Origin of the sequence: Streptomyces sp. NBC_00388 (assembly GCF_036061255.1) — a bacterium.
Classification (GTDB): domain Bacteria; phylum Actinomycetota; class Actinomycetes; order Streptomycetales; family Streptomycetaceae; genus Streptomyces.
Genome location: NZ_CP107948.1, coordinates 1,369,953 through 1,385,883, shown reverse-complemented (window position 1 = coordinate 1,385,883; position 15,931 = coordinate 1,369,953). Strand labels below are relative to the sequence as shown.

The following is a 15,931-nucleotide window of genomic DNA, read 5'->3' as shown; positions in this document are numbered from 1 at the left end:
GATGGCTGTCTCATCGGGCAGAGCGTCATCGGACGGGCACGGATCGCTGCTGAACGGAGCCGGCGGATCCGGCGGCCCGGGCGGCCCCGGTGTCGACCCCGATGACCTCCCCGACGGACTGGTCGTCGCCGACGAGCACGGCCGGATCATCTGCTTCAACGCCGCAGCCGTACGCATCACGACCGTGCCGCGGGCCGCCGCGCTCGGCCACCCGCTGGAGCAGGCGCTGCCGCTGGAGGACCTCAAGGGCCGCCGCTGGTGGACCCTGACCGATCCGTACGGCGGGCTCGCGATCCGCTACGGCCAGCCCGAGCGCAATCTGCTGCTGCCGGGCGGCCGCGAGGTGCTGGTCTCCGCGCGGTACATACGGGAGTACCCCACCGGGCCCGTGCGGCGGCTGGTCGTCTCGCTCCGGGGCACGGAGGCGCGCCGTCGCACCGAGCGCAGCCACGCCGAGCTGATAGCCACCGTGGCACACGAGCTGCGCTCGCCGCTGACCTCGGTCAAAGGGTTCACGGCGACCCTGCTCGCGAAATGGGAGCGCTTCACCGACGCACAGAAGCGGCTCATGCTGGAGACCGTCGACGCCGATGCCAACCGGGTCACCCGGCTCATCGCCGAACTCCTCGACATCTCGCGGATCGACTCAGGCCGCCTGGAACTGCGCCGCCAGCCCGTCGACATCGGCGCCGCCGTCGACCGGCACGTCCAGGCCCACATCGCCTCAGGCCAGGACCCCGGCCGTTTCCTGGTCCGGATCCAGCAGCCGCTGCCCGATCTCTGGGCCGACCCGGACAAGATCGACCAGATCCTCGGCAACCTGCTGGAAAATGCGGTGCGCCACGGTGAGGGAACCGTCACCATCGAGGTCGCGGCCGCCGCCGCGAAGGACGACGAGAAGGGGACGGGCGTCACGGTGACCGACGAGGGCCCCGGCATCCCGGAGGAATCGATGAGCCGCGTCTTCACCCGCTTCTGGCGGGGCAGCAAGCGCGGCGGCACCGGGCTCGGCCTGTACATCGTGAAGGGCATCGTCGAGGCGCACGGCGGAACGATCACCGTCGGCCGCGGAGCGGGCGGCGGCGCCGAGTTCCGATTTATCCTGCCCGTGGGTACCCCGGCCTACCTCAAATAGGGGATATCACGCAGCGCCGTGCGAGGGTGGCGGCGGGCGGCGGGTGGGCCGGAGGACCTGCGGGCCCCTCCGACCCCACGCGACCTCTAGAATCGACCTTTGGCACGTTTGCGTCCTTGACGTCGCTGTCGGCGAGCAGGTCGCCTCAGCCAGAAATCGGAAGTACGGGAAGAGATGTCGGCACCGAACAAGTCGTACGACCCTGTTGAGGTCGAGGCACTGAAACCGGATGAGATCGAGCGGATGCGGAGCGAGGCGCTGGCCGCCTTCGCCGCGGCGGGCGATCTCGACGCCCTCGCGCACGCGAAGACGGCCCACACCGGCGGCACCTCGCCGCTGGCGCTGGCCAACCGCGAGATCGGCGCGCTGCCGCCGCAGGCCAAGGCCGACGCGGGCAAGCGGGTGGGCATGGCCCGCGGCGCCGTGAACAAGGCGCTCGCGGCCCGCCAGGCGGAGCTGGAGACGGAGCGGGACGAGCGGGTCCTGGTCGAGGAGGCAGTGGACGTCACGCTGCCCCACGACCGCACCCCCGCCGGCGCCCGCCACCCGCTGACCACCTTCATGGAGCGGGTCTCGGACATCTTCGTGGCCATGGGCTACGAGATCGCCGAGGGCCCCGAGGTCGAGGCGGAGTGGTTCAACTTCGACGCCCTGAATTTCACGCCCGACCACCCGGCCCGGCAGATGCAGGACACCTTCTTCGTCCAGGGGCCCGAGGGCACGGACGGCGACGAGTCCGGTGTCGTACTGCGGACGCACACCTCGCCCGTGCAGGCCCGCACGCTGCTCGACCGTGAGCCGCCCGTCTACGTCGTCTGCCCGGGGCGGGTCTACCGCACCGACGAGCTGGACGCCACGCACACCCCGGTCTTCCACCAGATCGAGCTGCTCGCTGTGGACGAGGGCCTCACCATGGCCGATCTCAAGGGCACCCTGGACCACATGGTGCAGGCGCTCTTCGGCCAGGACATGACGACCCGGCTGCGGCCGAACTACTTCCCGTTCACCGAGCCGTCCGCCGAGATGGACATGCAGTGCTACGTCTGCCGCGGCGCTTCGGTGGGCAACCCCGACCGCCCCTGCCGTACCTGCTCCAGCGAGGGCTGGATCGAGCTGGGCGGCTGCGGGATGGTCAACCCCAAGGTGCTCACCGCCTGCGGTGTGGACCCTCAGAAGTACAGCGGATTCGCCTTCGGGTTCGGCATCGAACGGATGCTGATGTTCCGCCACAACGTCGAAGACATGCGAGACATGGTCGAGGGTGACATCCGGTTCACCCGGCCGTTCGGGATGGAGATCTGATGCGGGTCCCGCTTTCCTGGCTGCGGGAGTACGTCGATCTCCCCGCCACCGAGACCGGCCGTGACGTGCAGGCCAAGCTGGTCGGCGTCGGCCTGGAGGTCGAGACGGTCGAGCAGACCGGCGCGGGCCTCAAGGGGCCGCTGGTCGTCGGAGAGGTACTGACCATCGAGGAGCTGGAGGGCTTCAAGAAGCCCATCCGCTTCTGCACCGTCGACGTGGGCGCCGCCAACGGCACCGGTGAGCCGCAGGAGATCGTCTGCGGCGCCCGGAACTTCGCCGTCGGCGACAAGGTCGTCGTGGTCCTGCCCGGCGCCGTCCTGCCGGGCGACTTCGCCATCGCCGCGCGCAAGACGTACGGCAAGACCTCGCACGGCATGATCTGCTCCGGCGACGAGCTGGGCATGGGCGACGACGGATCGCACGGGATCATCGTGCTGCCCCCCGGGAACGAGCCGGGCACCGACGCCATCGCGCTGCTCGAACTGGTCGACGAGGTGCTCGACATCGCGGTCACCCCCGACCGCGGTTACGCCCTGTCGATCCGCGGCGTCGCACGGGAGACCGCCACCGCCTACGGCCTGCCGCTGAGCGACCCCGCGCTGCTCGACGTGGCACCGCCCAACGCGCTCGGCTACCCGGTCAGAATCGCCGACCCGCGGGGCTGTGACCGCTTCACCGCCCGTACGGTCACCGGCCTCGACGTCGAGGCCCGCACTCCGATCTGGCTCCAGCGCCGCCTCCAGAAGGCCGGCATGCGCCCGGTCTCGCTCGCCGTCGACATCACCAACTACGTGATGCTGGAGCTCGGCCAGCCGCTGCACGCCTACGACCGCACCCGGATCGAAGGCCCCATCGGCGTACGCAGGGCCACGCCCGGCGAGAAGTTCACCACGCTCGACGGCGTGGCCCGGGTACTCGACGCCGGCGACCTGGTCATCACCGACGACCGCGGTCCCATCGGCCTGGCCGGCGTGATGGGCGGAGCCAACACCGAGATCGCCGACACCACAGCAGACCCGGAGACCGGCCTGCTCCGCGGCACCACCGACGTGATCATCGAGGCCGCGCACTTCGACGCGCTCTCGATCTCCCGCACCGCCCGTCGCCACAAGCTGCCGTCCGAGGCGTCCAAGCGCTTCGAGCGGGGTGTCGACCCGGAGGCCGCTTCGGCCGCCGCCCAGCGGACCGTCGACCTCCTGGTGCTGCTCGCGGGCGGCACCGCCGAGGCCGGGGTCACCGAGATCGTCGCACCGTCGGCGCCGCGCACCCTGCAGATGCCCGCCGACCACCCGGACAAGGTGGCCGGTGTCGCGTACGGGCGGGAGACCGTCGTACGCCGCCTCCAGCAAGTCGGCTGTGACGTCTACGGTCAGGACGAGCTCGTCGTGACCGTGCCGTCCTGGCGTCCCGACCTCGCCTACCCGAACGACCTGGCCGAAGAGGTCATCCGCCTGGAGGGGTACGAGAACCTCCCGTCGACCCTCCCGAGGCCCCCTGCGGGCCGCGGGCTCACCGAGCGGCAGCGGCTGCACCGCAGGGTCGGCCGCGCGCTGGCCGGCGCCGGCTTCGTCGAGGCGCTGAACTACCCGTTCACCGGCGACTCCGCGTTCGACCGGCTCGGGCTGGCCGCCGACGACCCGCGCCGTGCCACGGTCAGGCTGGTCAACCCGCTCTCCGACGAGGAGCCCGCGCTGCGCACCACGCTGCTGCCGGGTCTGCTCGGCGCGCTGCGGCGCAACACCGGGCGCGGCTCGCACGACCTGGCGCTCTTCGAGACCGGTCTGGTCTTCCGGCCGACCGGTGCGGAGCACGTGCCCGAGCGGCTGCCCGTCGACCGCAGGCCCACCGACGAGGAGATCGCCGGCATCACCGCCGCCCTGCCGCGTCAGCCGCGCCGGGTCGCGGCCGTCCTCGCCGGTGCGCGCGAACAGGCCGGCTGGTGGGGCCAGGGCCGCCCGGCCGACTGGGCCGACGCCGTCGAAGCGGCCCGTACCGTCGCCCGCGAGGCCGGTGTGGAGCTGATCGTCCGCGGTGACCGGTACGAGCCGTGGCACCCCGGCCGCTGCGCCGCGCTGTACGTCACCGTGGACGGCGCGGAAGTCCTCGCCGGGCACGCGGGCGAGCTGCATCCGCGCGTCGTCAAGTCGTTCCACCTCCCCGAGCGCAGTTGCGCCATGGAGCTGGAGCTCGATGTGCTGGAGCAGGCCGCCACCACGCTGGTCGCGCCCCGGATCTCCTCCTTCCCGGTGGCGACCCAGGACGTCGCCCTGATCGTGCCCGCCGGTGTCCCCGCCGTGGACGTCGAGGCGGCGCTGCGTGAGGGCGCGGGTGAACTCCTCGAATCGCTGCGGCTGTTCGATGTCTTCACCGGTGAGCAGATCGGTGAGGGACGGAAGTCCCTGGCGTACGCGCTGCGCTTCCGCGCGGCCGACCGCACGCTGACCGTGGACGAGGCGACGGCCGCGCGGGACGCCGCCGTCGCACTCGCCGCGGAGCGCACCGGGGCGGTGCTGCGCGGCGCGTAGCCGCCGTACCGCGCAGGGGAACAGCCGAGGGGCGTGTCCGGATCTCCGGACACGCCCCTCACCCGTTCCGGTGGTACCCGCCCGGTCCACGGCCCGGCGTTCCGCTGTTCCGGAGCCGGCTGAAGGCCCACTGCGGCGGCCGGGTGACCCGGGTGTGCGCCACCCGTCCTGTCGCGGAGCGCCGGGCAGTTCCGGCAGGGCGGGTGGCGCCGGGAGCGGGCCGCCGCACTGTACGAGGGGGAGCCGACGGCCCGGCCGCCTCCTGGGAGGCAGTTCAGTCAAGCGCTCCGGCCCTCCCGGGGGGAAGGGACCCGGGCGCCCCGGTCCGGGTGTTCCGTTCGCACCCCGTGTGAACGGCGCTCCACTACGCTGTCCCGCACGCACGATCGCCGGGGTCTGTCGGGTCCCCGGCCACCGGGAGGGGCCCATGCCGCCCAACACCCAGCTGGACGCCATGCTCGACGAGGCCGGGATGTCCCACGCCGGCCTCGCGGTCCGGGTCAACCGGGCGGGCACGGCCCGCGGTCTGGCGCTGCGGTACGAACACACCGCCGTGGCCCGCTGGCTGAAGGGCCAGCGGCCGCGCGGCCAGGTGCCGGACGTGCTCTGCGAAGTGCTGGGTGCCCGGCTGCGCCGTACGGTCACGCTCGACGACATCGGCCTCGGGGCGCCGGACACGCCTGCGCACGCCACTCCGCTCAGCGGATTCGTGGAGCGTGCGGCAGCGCTGTGGCGCTCGGACGCACAGCAGCGCGCCCGGCTGCAGGGCGCCGCCCCGCTGACCGGGAGCCCGGCCGTACTGCCGGTCTGGGAGTGGGAGAACCCGCCCGAGGACGCCGACGTCTCACGCAGCGGCAGCTGCCGGGTCGGCCGGGCCGACACCGACATGCTCCGGGCGGCCCGGACGCACTACGAGCAGATGTACCGGAAGGCGGGCGGTGTCGCGACCCGCGCCCGGATCGTCGGCTTCCTCAACTCCGGTACGGCGCCGCTGCTGCGCGGCACCTACAGCGACGCCACCGGGCGGGAACTGCTGCGCGCCACCGGCGGACTGGCTGCCATCGCGGGGATCTGCGCCTACGACTCCGATGAACAGGGCCTGGGCCAGCGCTACTTCCACCAGGCGCTGCGGCTCGCCAAGGCGAGCGGCGACCGTGCCCTCGGCGCGTATGTCGTCGCGCTCCTCGTCAACCAGGCGCTCTTCATGCGGGAGTACCGGCAGGCCGTCGCCTTCGCCGAGGCGGCGCTGCGCGCGGCCGGCGGTGAGCTCACCCCGGCGCTGGGCAGCGATCTGCACGCCATGCAGGCCAAGGCGTACGCCTATCTCGGCGACGCGGGCAGCGCGCTGGCCTGTATCGGCCGTGCGGAGGCGGCGGCCGGGCGGATCAGACCGGGAGCCGAACCGGACGAGACGGGGTATGTCCAGCCCGGACTCGTCAATGTGCAGGTCGCGGAGGCGCTGCTCAGACTGGGCGATCTGCCGGCTGCCCGGGCCCAGGCGGTCGCAGCGGCCGCGGCACCGGCGCACGACCGGGGGAGGGTCCACCGGCTGGCGATGCTCGCCCGGATCGAACTGCGTCAGGGGGACGCCGACCGGGGCGTGGCCACCGCCGTCGAAATGGCCCTCCAGGCGCGGGGGATGGAGTCACGGCGGCTCCGTGACCGGCTGCGTGATGTGCGCGACGACCTCCGGGAGACCGGATCCGGCGGCGCCGGCGAGGCCGCCGCGCTGATCGAGGGGGCGCTGCGCGTTCCCTTGTGAGCGTGCTCCTGCTGCCATAAGGCCATCGACTTGTCGGAAGGTGGCAGAACTGTGCAGTGGACGAACTTAACCGAAAAGAATGTGTACAAAAATCGCTGGTTCCGGGTCAATCTGGCGGATGTCGCGCTCCCGGACGGAACCCGGCTCGACCACTATGTGATCCGCCAGCGGGCCGTCGCGGCGGCGACCGTCGTCAACGAGGCGAACGAGGTGCTGCTGCTCTGGCGCCACCGGTTCATCACGGACAGCTGGGGCTGGGAGCTGGCCGCGGGGGTGGTCGAGGACGGTGAGACGACCGAGGCGGCCGCGGCACGCGAGATGGAGGAGGAGACGGGCTGGCGGCCGGGACCGCTGCGCCACCTGCTCACGGTCGAGCCGTCCAACGGCCTCTCCGACGCACGGCACCATCTGTACTGGTCGGAGCAGGGCACCCGGACCGGCGATCCGCAGGACGCGTTCGAGTCCGCCCGCCGCGAATGGGTACCGCTGGAGCTGGCGCCCGGCATGATCGCGCGCGGCGAGGTCCCGGCGGCCAACATGGCGGCAGGGCTGCTGATGCTGCACCATCTGCGGCTCGGCCGGACCGTCTCCGCGGAGTAGCGAACGGCACGCGACCCGGACGTCCCCTCCAGGGGAGCCCGCGTGCGGCTCCCCTGGAGGGCGCGGCACGGGTGCGGGGCACGGCGCGCGCCCCGCACACCCGCCGGATCAGTCGTACGGGTAGAAGCCCGAGCCGGTCTTGCGGCCCAGCCGGCCGGCGTCGACCATGCGCTGGAGCAGCGGGGGAGCGGCGTACAGCGGCTCCTTGAACTCGGCGTACATCGAGTCCGCGACGGAGGCGACCGTGTCGAGACCGATCAGGTCGGCGAGCTTCAGCGGCCCCATCGGGTGGGCGCAGCCCATCTCCATGCCGTTGTCGATGTCCTCACGGCTCGCGATGCCGGACTCGAACATCCGGATCGCGGAGAGCAGATACGGGATGAGCAGGGCGTTGACCACGAAGCCGGAGCGGTCCTGGGCCCGGATCGCGTGCTTGCCGAGTATGTCCTGCACCAGCGTCTCGGAGCGCTTGACGGTCTCCTCGGACGTGGTCAGCGCCGGGATCAGCTCGACGAGCTGCTGCACGGGGGCGGGGTTGAAGAAGTGGATGCCCATGACCTGGTCGGGCCGGGAGGTCGCGACGGCCAGCTTCACCAGCGGGATCGAGGAGGTGTTGGAGGCCAGGATCGCGTCCTGCCGGGTCACCACCTGGTCGAGCACCTGGAAGATCTCGGTCTTGACCTGCTCGTTCTCCACGACGGCCTCGATGACGAGGTCGCGGTCGGCGAACTCCCCGAGGTCGGTCGTGAAGCTCAGCCGGCCGAGCGTCGCGTCCCGCTCCTCCTCGGTGATCTTGCCGCGCTCGGCGGCCTTCGAGAGAGAGTTGTGGAGCCGGGTGCGGCCGATTTCCAGAGCCTCGCCAGTGGTCTCGGCGACCATCACCTCAAGGCCGCTGCGGGCGCAGACCTCTGCGATCCCCGCGCCCATCTGGCCACAGCCCACCACTCCGACGCGTTCGATGTCGGTCACATCCAGCCTTTCGCAGATCGTCGCGGGCGAGTACCCCGTATGGTTCCGGCGCCCGCCCGGCCCCCAGACGTTACCTCCGACCTGGCGGTGAGCGGGGCGCCGGGTTAACAACCGCTCACTGAACAAATCCGGACTTGTCCGGCTATACCGTCCTTGAGCGCTGAGTGACCGCGATGCATACGAGGACCGCGACAGCGGCGACGGGAGCGGCCACCGTGAGGTGCTCGCCCAGCAGGAGGACCGACCAGACCAGGGTCAGCAGCGGCTGTGCGAGCTGCAGCTGGCTCGCCCTGGCCACGCCGATCTCCGCCATCCCCCGGTACCAGACCACCAGCCCGAGGAACTGTGAACCGACCGCCACCCAGAGCACTCCGGCGATGCTGTGGCCGGTGAGATGTACGGGTTCGAGGGCGAGCGCCACGGCGCTCGCCGGGACGGCCAGTGGCAGGCAGAGGATCAGCGCCCAGCCGATCACCCGCCAGCCGGGCATCTCGCGGGCCAGCCGGCCGCCCTCGGTGTAGCCCGCGGCGCAGACCAGCAGCGCCGCGAAGAGATACATGTCACCCGGCGACAACGCGCCCCCGGACTGCTCCACGGTGAACGCGATCACCACGGCCGCCCCCGCCAGGGCGGCGGCCCAGAAGGCGCGCGACGGCCGGCTTCCGGTCCGCAGGGCGGAGAAGGCCGCAGTGGTGAGCGGCAGCAGGCCCACCACCACGGCGGCGTGCGAGGTCGTGGACGTCTGCAGCGCGAGCGTGGTCAGCAGGGGGAAGCCGAGGACCACCCCGGCGGCCACCACGGCGAGACCGGCCCAGTGCCGCCGCTCCGGGAGGGGGGCGCGCAGGGCGAGCAGGGCGGCGCCTGCCGGCAGGGCCGCGAGTACGCAGCGTACGGAGACGAGCGACCAGGGTCCGAAGCCCTCCAGGCCCCAGGCGGTCGCGGGAAAGGTGAGGGAGAAGGCGACGACCCCGAGCGCGGCGAGCAGGGTGCCGTTGCGGGCGGCCCGGCCGGTTCCTTCATGGCCGCCTGCACTGCCGACTGCTATCGATGAACGTACGGTAGCGCTATCCTGTGCTGTCATGTACCAGCGTAGCAGCGTGGCCGATCTGGTGAAATCACTGAAAGCGGAGCTCGACCGCTATCCCCTGGATGGAAAGCTCCCGTCGAGCCGGACCATGGTCGAGACCTACCGGGTCAGCCCGGTGACGGTCTCCCGCGCCCTCGCCCAGCTCGCCGCGGAGGGGCTCGTCGTGACCCGCCCGGGCGCCGGGGTCTTCCGGTCCGGGCCCCGCAAGGACACCCCCGCGCCCGGCGACACCTCCTGGCAGGAGATCGCGCTCAGCGCCGACGGGGCGACGGACGCGGCCCCGCGTGCCGTGGACGCGTCCGGGGTGCTGGTCACGCTGGCCGCGCCCTCGCCGGGCGTCATCGAGTTCAACGGCGGCTATCTGCACGCCTCGCTCCAGCCGGAACAGGCCATGGCTGCCGCGCTCGCCAGGGCGGGCCGGCGCCCGGGCGCCTGGGGGAGGCCCCCGGTCGACGGGATCCCGGAGCTGCGCGAGTGGTTCGCGCGGGGGATCGGCGGGCCGCTGACGGCTGCCGACGTGCTGGTCACCGCCGGCGGCCAGAGCGCCCTGAGTACGGCGCTGCGCGCGCTCGCACCGCCCGGCGCCTCCGTACTCGTCGAGTCCCCCACCTACCCCGGCATGCTGGCCGTCGCCCGGGCGGCAGGGCTGCGTCCGGTGCCGGTGCCGGTGGATGCCGACGGCGTACGACCCGAGCTGCTCGCCGACGCCTTCCGCGCCACCGGGTCCCGGGTCTTCGTCTGCCAGCCGCTCTTCCAGAACCCGACCGGTGCGGTGCTCAGCATCGCGCGCCGCCCGGAGGTCCTGCGCATCGCCCGTGAGGCGGGCGCCTTCGTCGTCGAGGACGACTTCGCCCGCAGGCTCGTCCACGAGGACGCGGGGCCCCTGCCGGGACCGCTGGCCACCGACGACCACGACGGGGTGGTCGTCCATGTCTGCTCGCTCACCAAGGCGACCTCGCCCAGCCTCCGGGTGGGGGCGCTGGCCGCCCGCGGCCCCGTGTCCGAACGGCTGCGCTCGATCCAGGTCGTGGACAGCTTCTTCGTGCCGCGGCCGCTCCAGGAGGCCACGGTCGAGCTCGTCGGATCGCCCGCGTGGAACCGTCACCTGCGATCCGTCTCCGGACAGCTGCGCCGCCGCAGGGAAGCGCTCACCGGCGCACTCCGCGGAAGCCTCCCCGAACTGGAACTCCCGTACATCCCCAGCGGCGGCTATCACCTGTGGGTGCGGCTGCCCGAAGGCTCGGACGAGGCGGCGCTGGTCCCGGCCGCCCTGCGCGCGGGTGTCGCGGTCGCGCCGGGCCGCCCCTACTTCTCCGCCGAACCGGCCGCCCAGCATCTCCGGCTGAGTTTCGCCGGAGTCGCGGGAGAGGGCGAGATCGCCGAAGGGGTACGGCGGTTGCGGGCGGCGTGCGACGAAGCGCTCGGCTGAGGCGGCGCGGTTCGCCGCCACCTCTTGACCCGCCGGGCTTTCAGTCGCACGATCGCGGCCATGAGCGTTCGCGTCACGCTGGTCGCCGCCGCGCGCAGTTCCTCCCGGCTCGCCGAGCGTTTCGACGACGACCGGCCCCTCGACCGGACCGGCTGGCACGAGGTGCAGCTCTCGGCGGGCTTCCTCGTCCCGCTGGCCGCCGCTGAACTGCGTTACTGCTCACCCACGCTCCGCAGCCGTGCCACCGGCGACGCGCTCGGCTTCGCGCCGCTGCTCCAACCCGCCCTGAGCGACTGCGACATGGGCCGGTGGCGCGGGCTCACCCTGGCGGAGGTGGCCGCGTGCGAGCCGGCCGCGGTCGACGTGTGGCTCTCCGATCCACGCTCTGCCCCGCACGGCGGTGAGTCCCTGCTGGGCTTCATCTCGCGGATAGGGGGCTGGCTGGAGACCAGGCCCCCGTGCGACGGGTCGATCGTCGCGGTCGCCGAACCCTCCGTCGTACGGGCCGCCCTCGTCTACGCGCTCAAGGCGCCGCCTTCGACGTACTGGAACGTCGATGTGCGACCGCTCTCGACGGTGACGCTGACCGGTCGGCCGGGGCGCTGGAGCCTGCGGATGGAGTCGGTCGCAGGCTGAGCGAGGGCGCTGGCCCGCCCGGCCGCACAGCGGACCGTCCTCCCCCGCGCCGTGGTCTCAGCCGGCCGGCCCCGTGCTGTGGCCTCAGGGGCCAGGCGCCGTGCTGCGGCCTCAGCCGGCCGGTGCGGTGCGCAGGTCGAGCTGATCGAGGACCAGGGGCCACGCGCCGGCGGTGCGGTCGCGGGACTCCTCGTCCGCGAAACCGGCGTGCGTGAGGGTCAGGACGGTGCCGTCGCCCTCCGGTGCGAGTCCGACGGTGAGGACGGTCTCCGCCCCTCCGGTGCCACCGGCTCCCGTGACCCAGGTGAGCTCGACCAGCCGGTCCCGCTCCAGCCGCAGGAACCGGCCGTAGTGCGGGTGCCGGGTCACCGGGCCGCCCGGCTCGGGTGCGTACTCGGTCTCGAAGAAGAAGGGCGCGGCCGGTTCGGGCGTCATCCGCACCGAACCGGGTGCGGCGAACCACTGGTCGATGTGTTCGGTCCAGGCCAGGTAGAGGACGCCGGGCGCGGCCCCCATGGTGCGTGTCGTCGTCAGCCGGAAGGGCCGGGACGTCAGATCCGGGATGCGGAAGGGTTCCTGGGGCATTCCGTACGCCTCACTCCACGGCTGGGCATCAGGGAAGTCCCTCCCCATCCGATCACACGCACCCGCCGGGCGCGGGCGACGCCGCCGGCCGGCCGGCGTCACGCCGCGGGCGCTTCCACGGCCGCCTTCAGATTGCGCAGGGTGGCCCCGATGTTCTTCCGCTGGAACACCGCGAACACGTGCCCGCGGGTCGCGATCCGGTCGAAGGCGTTGGCTGCGAAGTCCGGCCAGCCGCGCCGGTCGTCCGTCCAGGTCTCGGTGACCTCCGTGCCTTCGCCGGTCTCTGTGAAGCGGTACTCCCAGGTGGCGATGGGCCCGCGCAGCCTGGGCCGCCTGATGCCGATGGCGTGCACCCGGAACGCGAACCGCTCGCCGGGATCGGCCGCGGTCACCGTGCAGCGGGTCGTCCACCGGAAGGCGCCCCGCTTGTTGTGCCCGTCGAAGACCATGCCGACGAAAGCGGCCCTGTCCGTCTCGCGGAGCGTGGCCCCCAGGTTCTCCGGACTCCAGCGCCCCATCAGGGCCGGGTTGCTGACCTGCTCGTACACCGCCGATGGTGCGGCGTCGACGGTGATGCTGCCGGACACTGAGAAGGTGCGGGGCATGGGGTCTCCGTTCTTGGGGCCCCCGACCCTACCGGCCGGTAGCAACGGTGTCAGTACCGGCCGCCCACACCGGTCAGGAATCGAGAAGCGCGCCCCGGCGGGCCGCACTAGCGTGACGGACATGGACATCACCGGGCAGCGCGATCGCGCCGCACGGTGACTCACCCCCTGCCGGCCCGCTGCCGGGCCCGCGCACCGGCCCGTACGCACCGGCCGCGCAGACCGGGCCGCAGGGCCCCACGACCTCAGGAGCAACCATGACCAGCTCTCCCACCCAGGGAATCAAGACCGTGCTGCACCCCGTATCCGACCTGGCGGCGGCCAAGGCGGTCTACACCGCGCTGCTCGGCGTACCGCCCCGGGCCGACGAGTCCTACTACGTCGGCTTCGAGGCCGGGGACCAGCACATCGGGCTGGTGCCGGGCGGTGCGGAGCAGGGCATGAGCGGGCCGGTGACCTACTGGCACGTGCCGGACATCGAGGCGAAGCTGGCCGAGGTGACCGCCGCGGGTGCGAAGGTGAAGGAGCCCGCGCACGACGTCGGCGGGGGGCGTCTGGTGGCCACGTTCACCGACCCCGACGGCAATGTCCTGGGCCTGCTCCAGGACAAGTGAGGGCGGCCCTCACCCGTACGACGGAGACGGCGCGGAGTCCGGGCCGCGCGACACCGGCGTGGAACGCCACGGCGGCCCCGCCCGACAGAGGGAGACAACAAGCATGGCCAGGAGGACGGGCGCACAGACGCCTGCACCGCACATCGCCGACAGCCATGGTCTGATCCGCGTGCACGGTGTGCGGGTGAACAACCTCAAGGACGTCAGTGTCGAGATCCCGAAGCGACGTCTGACCGTGTTCACCGGCGTCTCCGGTTCGGGCAAGAGCTCGCTGGTCTTCGGCACGATCGCCGCGGAGTCGCAGCGGCTGATCAACGAGACCTACAGCGCCTTCGTCCAGGGCTTCATGCCGGCCCTGGCGAGGCCCGAGGCCGACGTGATCGAGGGCCTTACGACCGCGATCATCGTCGACCAGCAGCGGATCGGCAGCGACCCACGCTCCACCGTCGGCACCGCCACCGACGCCAACGCGATGCTGCGCATCCTCTTCAGCAGGCTCGGCCGTCCGCACATCGGCTCGCCCAAGGCGTTCTCCTTCAACGTCGCCTCGATCAGCGGGGCGGGCGCGGTCACGGTCGAACGCGGCGGCAGGGCCGTGAAGGAGCGGCGCAGCTTCAGTATCACCGGCGGCATGTGTCCGCGCTGCGAAGGCCGCGGCTCCGTCACCGACCTCGACCTCACGCAGCTCTTCGACGACACCAAGTCGCTCGCGGACGGCGCGATCACCGTCCCCGGCTACACGGCGGGCGGCTGGAACTACCGGCTGTACAGCGAGTCGGGTTTCTACGACCCGGAGAAGCCGGTCCGGAAGTACACCAAGAGGGAACTGCAGGACTTCCTGCACCGCGAGCCGACCAGGATGAAGATCGCGGGCATCAACATGACCTACGAGGGGTTGATCCCGCGGATCAGGAAATCCATGCTCGCCAAGGACCGGGAGGCGATGCAGCCGCACATCCGGGCGTTCGTCGACCGGGCGGTCACCTTCACCGTCTGTCCCGAGTGCGACGGCACCCGGCTGACCGAAGCGGCCCGGTCCTCGCGGATCGACGGGACCAGCATTGCCGACGCGTGTGCGATGCAGATCAGTGACCTCGCCGGCTGGGTACGCTCCGTCGACGACCCGTCAGTGGCCCCGCTCCTCGCGAAACTGGCGCAGACCCTCGACTCGTTCGTCGAGATCGGCCTGGGCTACCTCTCGCTCGACCGGCCATCCGGCACGCTCTCGGGCGGCGAGGCACAGCGCGTCAAACTGATCCGCCACCTCGGCTCCCCGCTCACCGACGTCACCTATGTCTTCGACGAGCCGACCATCGGCCTGCACCCCCACGACATCCAGCGGATGAACGACCTGCTGCTCAGGCTGCGGGACAACGGCAACACGGTGCTCGTCGTGGAGCACAAGCCGGAGACGATCGCCATCGCCGACCATGTCGTGGACCTCGGCCCCGGCGCCGGTACGGAGGGCGGCACCGTCTGCTTCGAGGGGACCGTCGAGGGGCTGCGGGACGGTGCCACCCTCACCGGGCGCCATTTCGAGGACCGGTCCGCCCTGAAGAAGGACGTGCGGACCCCCACCGGCAAGCTGGAGATCCGCGGCGCGACCGCACACAACCTGCGGGACGTCGACGTCGACATCCCGCTCGGGGTCCTCGCCGTGGTCACCGGCGTCGCGGGCTCCGGCAAGAGCTCACTCGTGCACGGGTCGATCCACGCCGACGAGGGCGTGGTGGCGATCGGCCAGGACGCGATCCGGGGCTCACGGCGGAGCAACCCCGCGACGTACACCGGGCTGCTCGACCCGGTCCGCAAGGCGTTCGCGAAGGCCAACGGGGTCAAACCGGCGCTGTTCAGCGCCAACTCCGAGGGTGCCTGCCCCCACTGCAAGGGTGCCGGCGTCATCTACACCGACCTGGCGATGATGGCCGGTGTCGCCACGGTCTGCGAGGAGTGCGACGGGAAGCGGTACCAGGCCTCGGTCCTGGAGTACCACCTCGGCGGCCGGGACATCAGCGAAGTGCTGGCGATGCCGGTGGCCGAGGCGGAGAAGTTCTTCGGCGCGGGCGAGGCGCGTACTCCGGCGGCGCACGCGGTCCTCACCCGCCTCGCCGACGTCGGGCTCGGCTATCTCAGCCTCGGCCAGCCGCTCACCACGCTCTCCGGTGGCGAGCGTCAGCGGCTGAAGCTGGCCACGCACATGGCCGGGAAGGGGGGCGTCTACGTACTCGACGAGCCGACCGCGGGCCTGCACCTCGCCGACGTCGAGCAGTTGCTCGCCCTGCTGGACCGGCTCGTGGACTCCGGCAAGTCGGTCATCGTGGTGGAGCACCACCAGGCGGTGATGGCGCACGCCGACTGGATCATCGACCTCGGCCCCGGCGCGGGGCACGATGGCGGCCGGATCGTCTTCGAAGGCACCCCCGCCGACTTGGTGGCGGCCCGTTCCACCCTCACCGCTGAGCACCTCGCGTCCTACGTGGGCGCCTGACGGCGACGGGGGACCGCACAGGCCGGCTGGGGCAGGAGAGCCGGGCGCGGGAGTCTTCGGGCTCCGGCGCCCGGCTCTGCCGTTCGCTGTCCACGTGCCCGCTGTCCACGACCCGCTGTCCACGTGCCCGCGACAAGAAAGAAGGCAAGGAGAAAAGCCACTCCCTGCCACTCTCAACATATAGCGCACTGGGG

The 15,931-nt window shown here is 72.1% G+C and carries 13 protein-coding genes; 9 read left to right on the top strand and 4 right to left on the bottom strand.

The features are described from left to right. Position 1: 1 nt before the first annotated feature. The 5 genes from OG917_RS06330 to OG917_RS06310 all read left to right on the top strand — a co-directional run bounded on the left by OG917_RS06330 (position 2) and on the right by OG917_RS06310 (position 7,324). Positions 2-1,135, top strand: a complete 1,134-nt coding sequence (locus tag OG917_RS06330; RefSeq protein WP_328316543.1) for a sensor histidine kinase — start codon at positions 2-4, stop codon at positions 1,133-1,135. A 174-nt stretch (positions 1,136-1,309) separates the two neighbouring features. Next, on the top strand, positions 1,310-2,437 hold the full coding sequence (pheS, locus tag OG917_RS06325; RefSeq protein WP_328316542.1) for a phenylalanine--tRNA ligase subunit alpha: 1,128 nt from the start codon (positions 1,310-1,312) through the stop codon (positions 2,435-2,437). Then, entirely contained in the window at positions 2,437-4,962 is a 2,526-nt protein-coding gene (gene pheT, locus OG917_RS06320; protein ID WP_328316541.1) for a phenylalanine--tRNA ligase subunit beta, read from the top strand. Before pheS ends, pheT begins: the two co-directional genes overlap by 1 nt. A gap of 427 nt (positions 4,963-5,389) precedes the next feature. Next, complete coding sequence (locus tag OG917_RS06315) at positions 5,390-6,724, top strand: transcriptional regulator (protein ID WP_328316540.1); 1,335 nt, start codon at positions 5,390-5,392, stop codon at positions 6,722-6,724. Between the two features lie 51 nt (positions 6,725-6,775). After that, positions 6,776-7,324, top strand: a complete 549-nt coding sequence (locus tag OG917_RS06310; RefSeq protein ID WP_328316539.1) for an NUDIX domain-containing protein — start codon at positions 6,776-6,778, stop codon at positions 7,322-7,324. A gap of 108 nt (positions 7,325-7,432) precedes the next feature. On the opposite strand, the gene OG917_RS06305 is transcribed toward OG917_RS06310, so the two are convergent. Beyond that, the gene (locus tag OG917_RS06305; RefSeq protein WP_328316538.1) at positions 7,433-8,293 is read right to left on the bottom strand and encodes a 3-hydroxybutyryl-CoA dehydrogenase; all 861 of its coding nucleotides are present in this window, start codon (positions 8,291-8,293) and stop codon (positions 7,433-7,435) included. A gap of 142 nt (positions 8,294-8,435) precedes the next feature. Continuing rightward, positions 8,436-9,374, bottom strand: a complete 939-nt coding sequence (locus OG917_RS06300) for a DMT family transporter (RefSeq protein ID WP_328316537.1) — start codon at positions 9,372-9,374, stop codon at positions 8,436-8,438. Here OG917_RS06300 and OG917_RS06295 point away from each other — a divergent pair. Then, positions 9,373-10,809, top strand: a complete 1,437-nt coding sequence (locus tag OG917_RS06295) for an aminotransferase-like domain-containing protein (protein ID WP_328316536.1) — start codon at positions 9,373-9,375, stop codon at positions 10,807-10,809. The genes OG917_RS06300 and OG917_RS06295 overlap by 2 nt on opposite strands. Positions 10,810-10,869: 60 nt before the next feature. Then, entirely contained in the window at positions 10,870-11,445 is a 576-nt protein-coding gene (locus OG917_RS06290; RefSeq protein ID WP_328316534.1) for a histidine phosphatase family protein, read from the top strand. A 111-nt stretch (positions 11,446-11,556) separates the two neighbouring features. Here the strand turns inward: OG917_RS06290 and OG917_RS06285 are convergent, their stop codons facing one another. Both OG917_RS06285 and OG917_RS06280 read right to left on the bottom strand, forming a co-directional pair. Further along, positions 11,557-12,030: an SRPBCC family protein gene (locus OG917_RS06285; protein WP_328316533.1), complete on the bottom strand. Its 474-nt coding sequence runs from the start codon at positions 12,028-12,030 to the stop codon at positions 11,557-11,559. Between the two features lie 98 nt (positions 12,031-12,128). Beyond that, positions 12,129-12,635: an SRPBCC family protein gene (locus tag OG917_RS06280; protein ID WP_328316532.1), complete on the bottom strand. Its 507-nt coding sequence runs from the start codon at positions 12,633-12,635 to the stop codon at positions 12,129-12,131. A gap of 257 nt (positions 12,636-12,892) precedes the next feature. Here OG917_RS06280 and OG917_RS06275 point away from each other — a divergent pair, with 257 nt between their 5' ends. Both OG917_RS06275 and OG917_RS06270 read left to right on the top strand, forming a co-directional pair. After that, on the top strand, positions 12,893-13,249 hold the full coding sequence (locus OG917_RS06275; RefSeq protein WP_328316531.1) for a VOC family protein: 357 nt from the start codon (positions 12,893-12,895) through the stop codon (positions 13,247-13,249). Between the two features lie 103 nt (positions 13,250-13,352). Then, entirely contained in the window at positions 13,353-15,737 is a 2,385-nt protein-coding gene (locus OG917_RS06270; RefSeq protein WP_328316530.1) for an excinuclease ABC subunit UvrA, read from the top strand. Positions 15,738-15,931 lie beyond the last annotated feature (194 nt).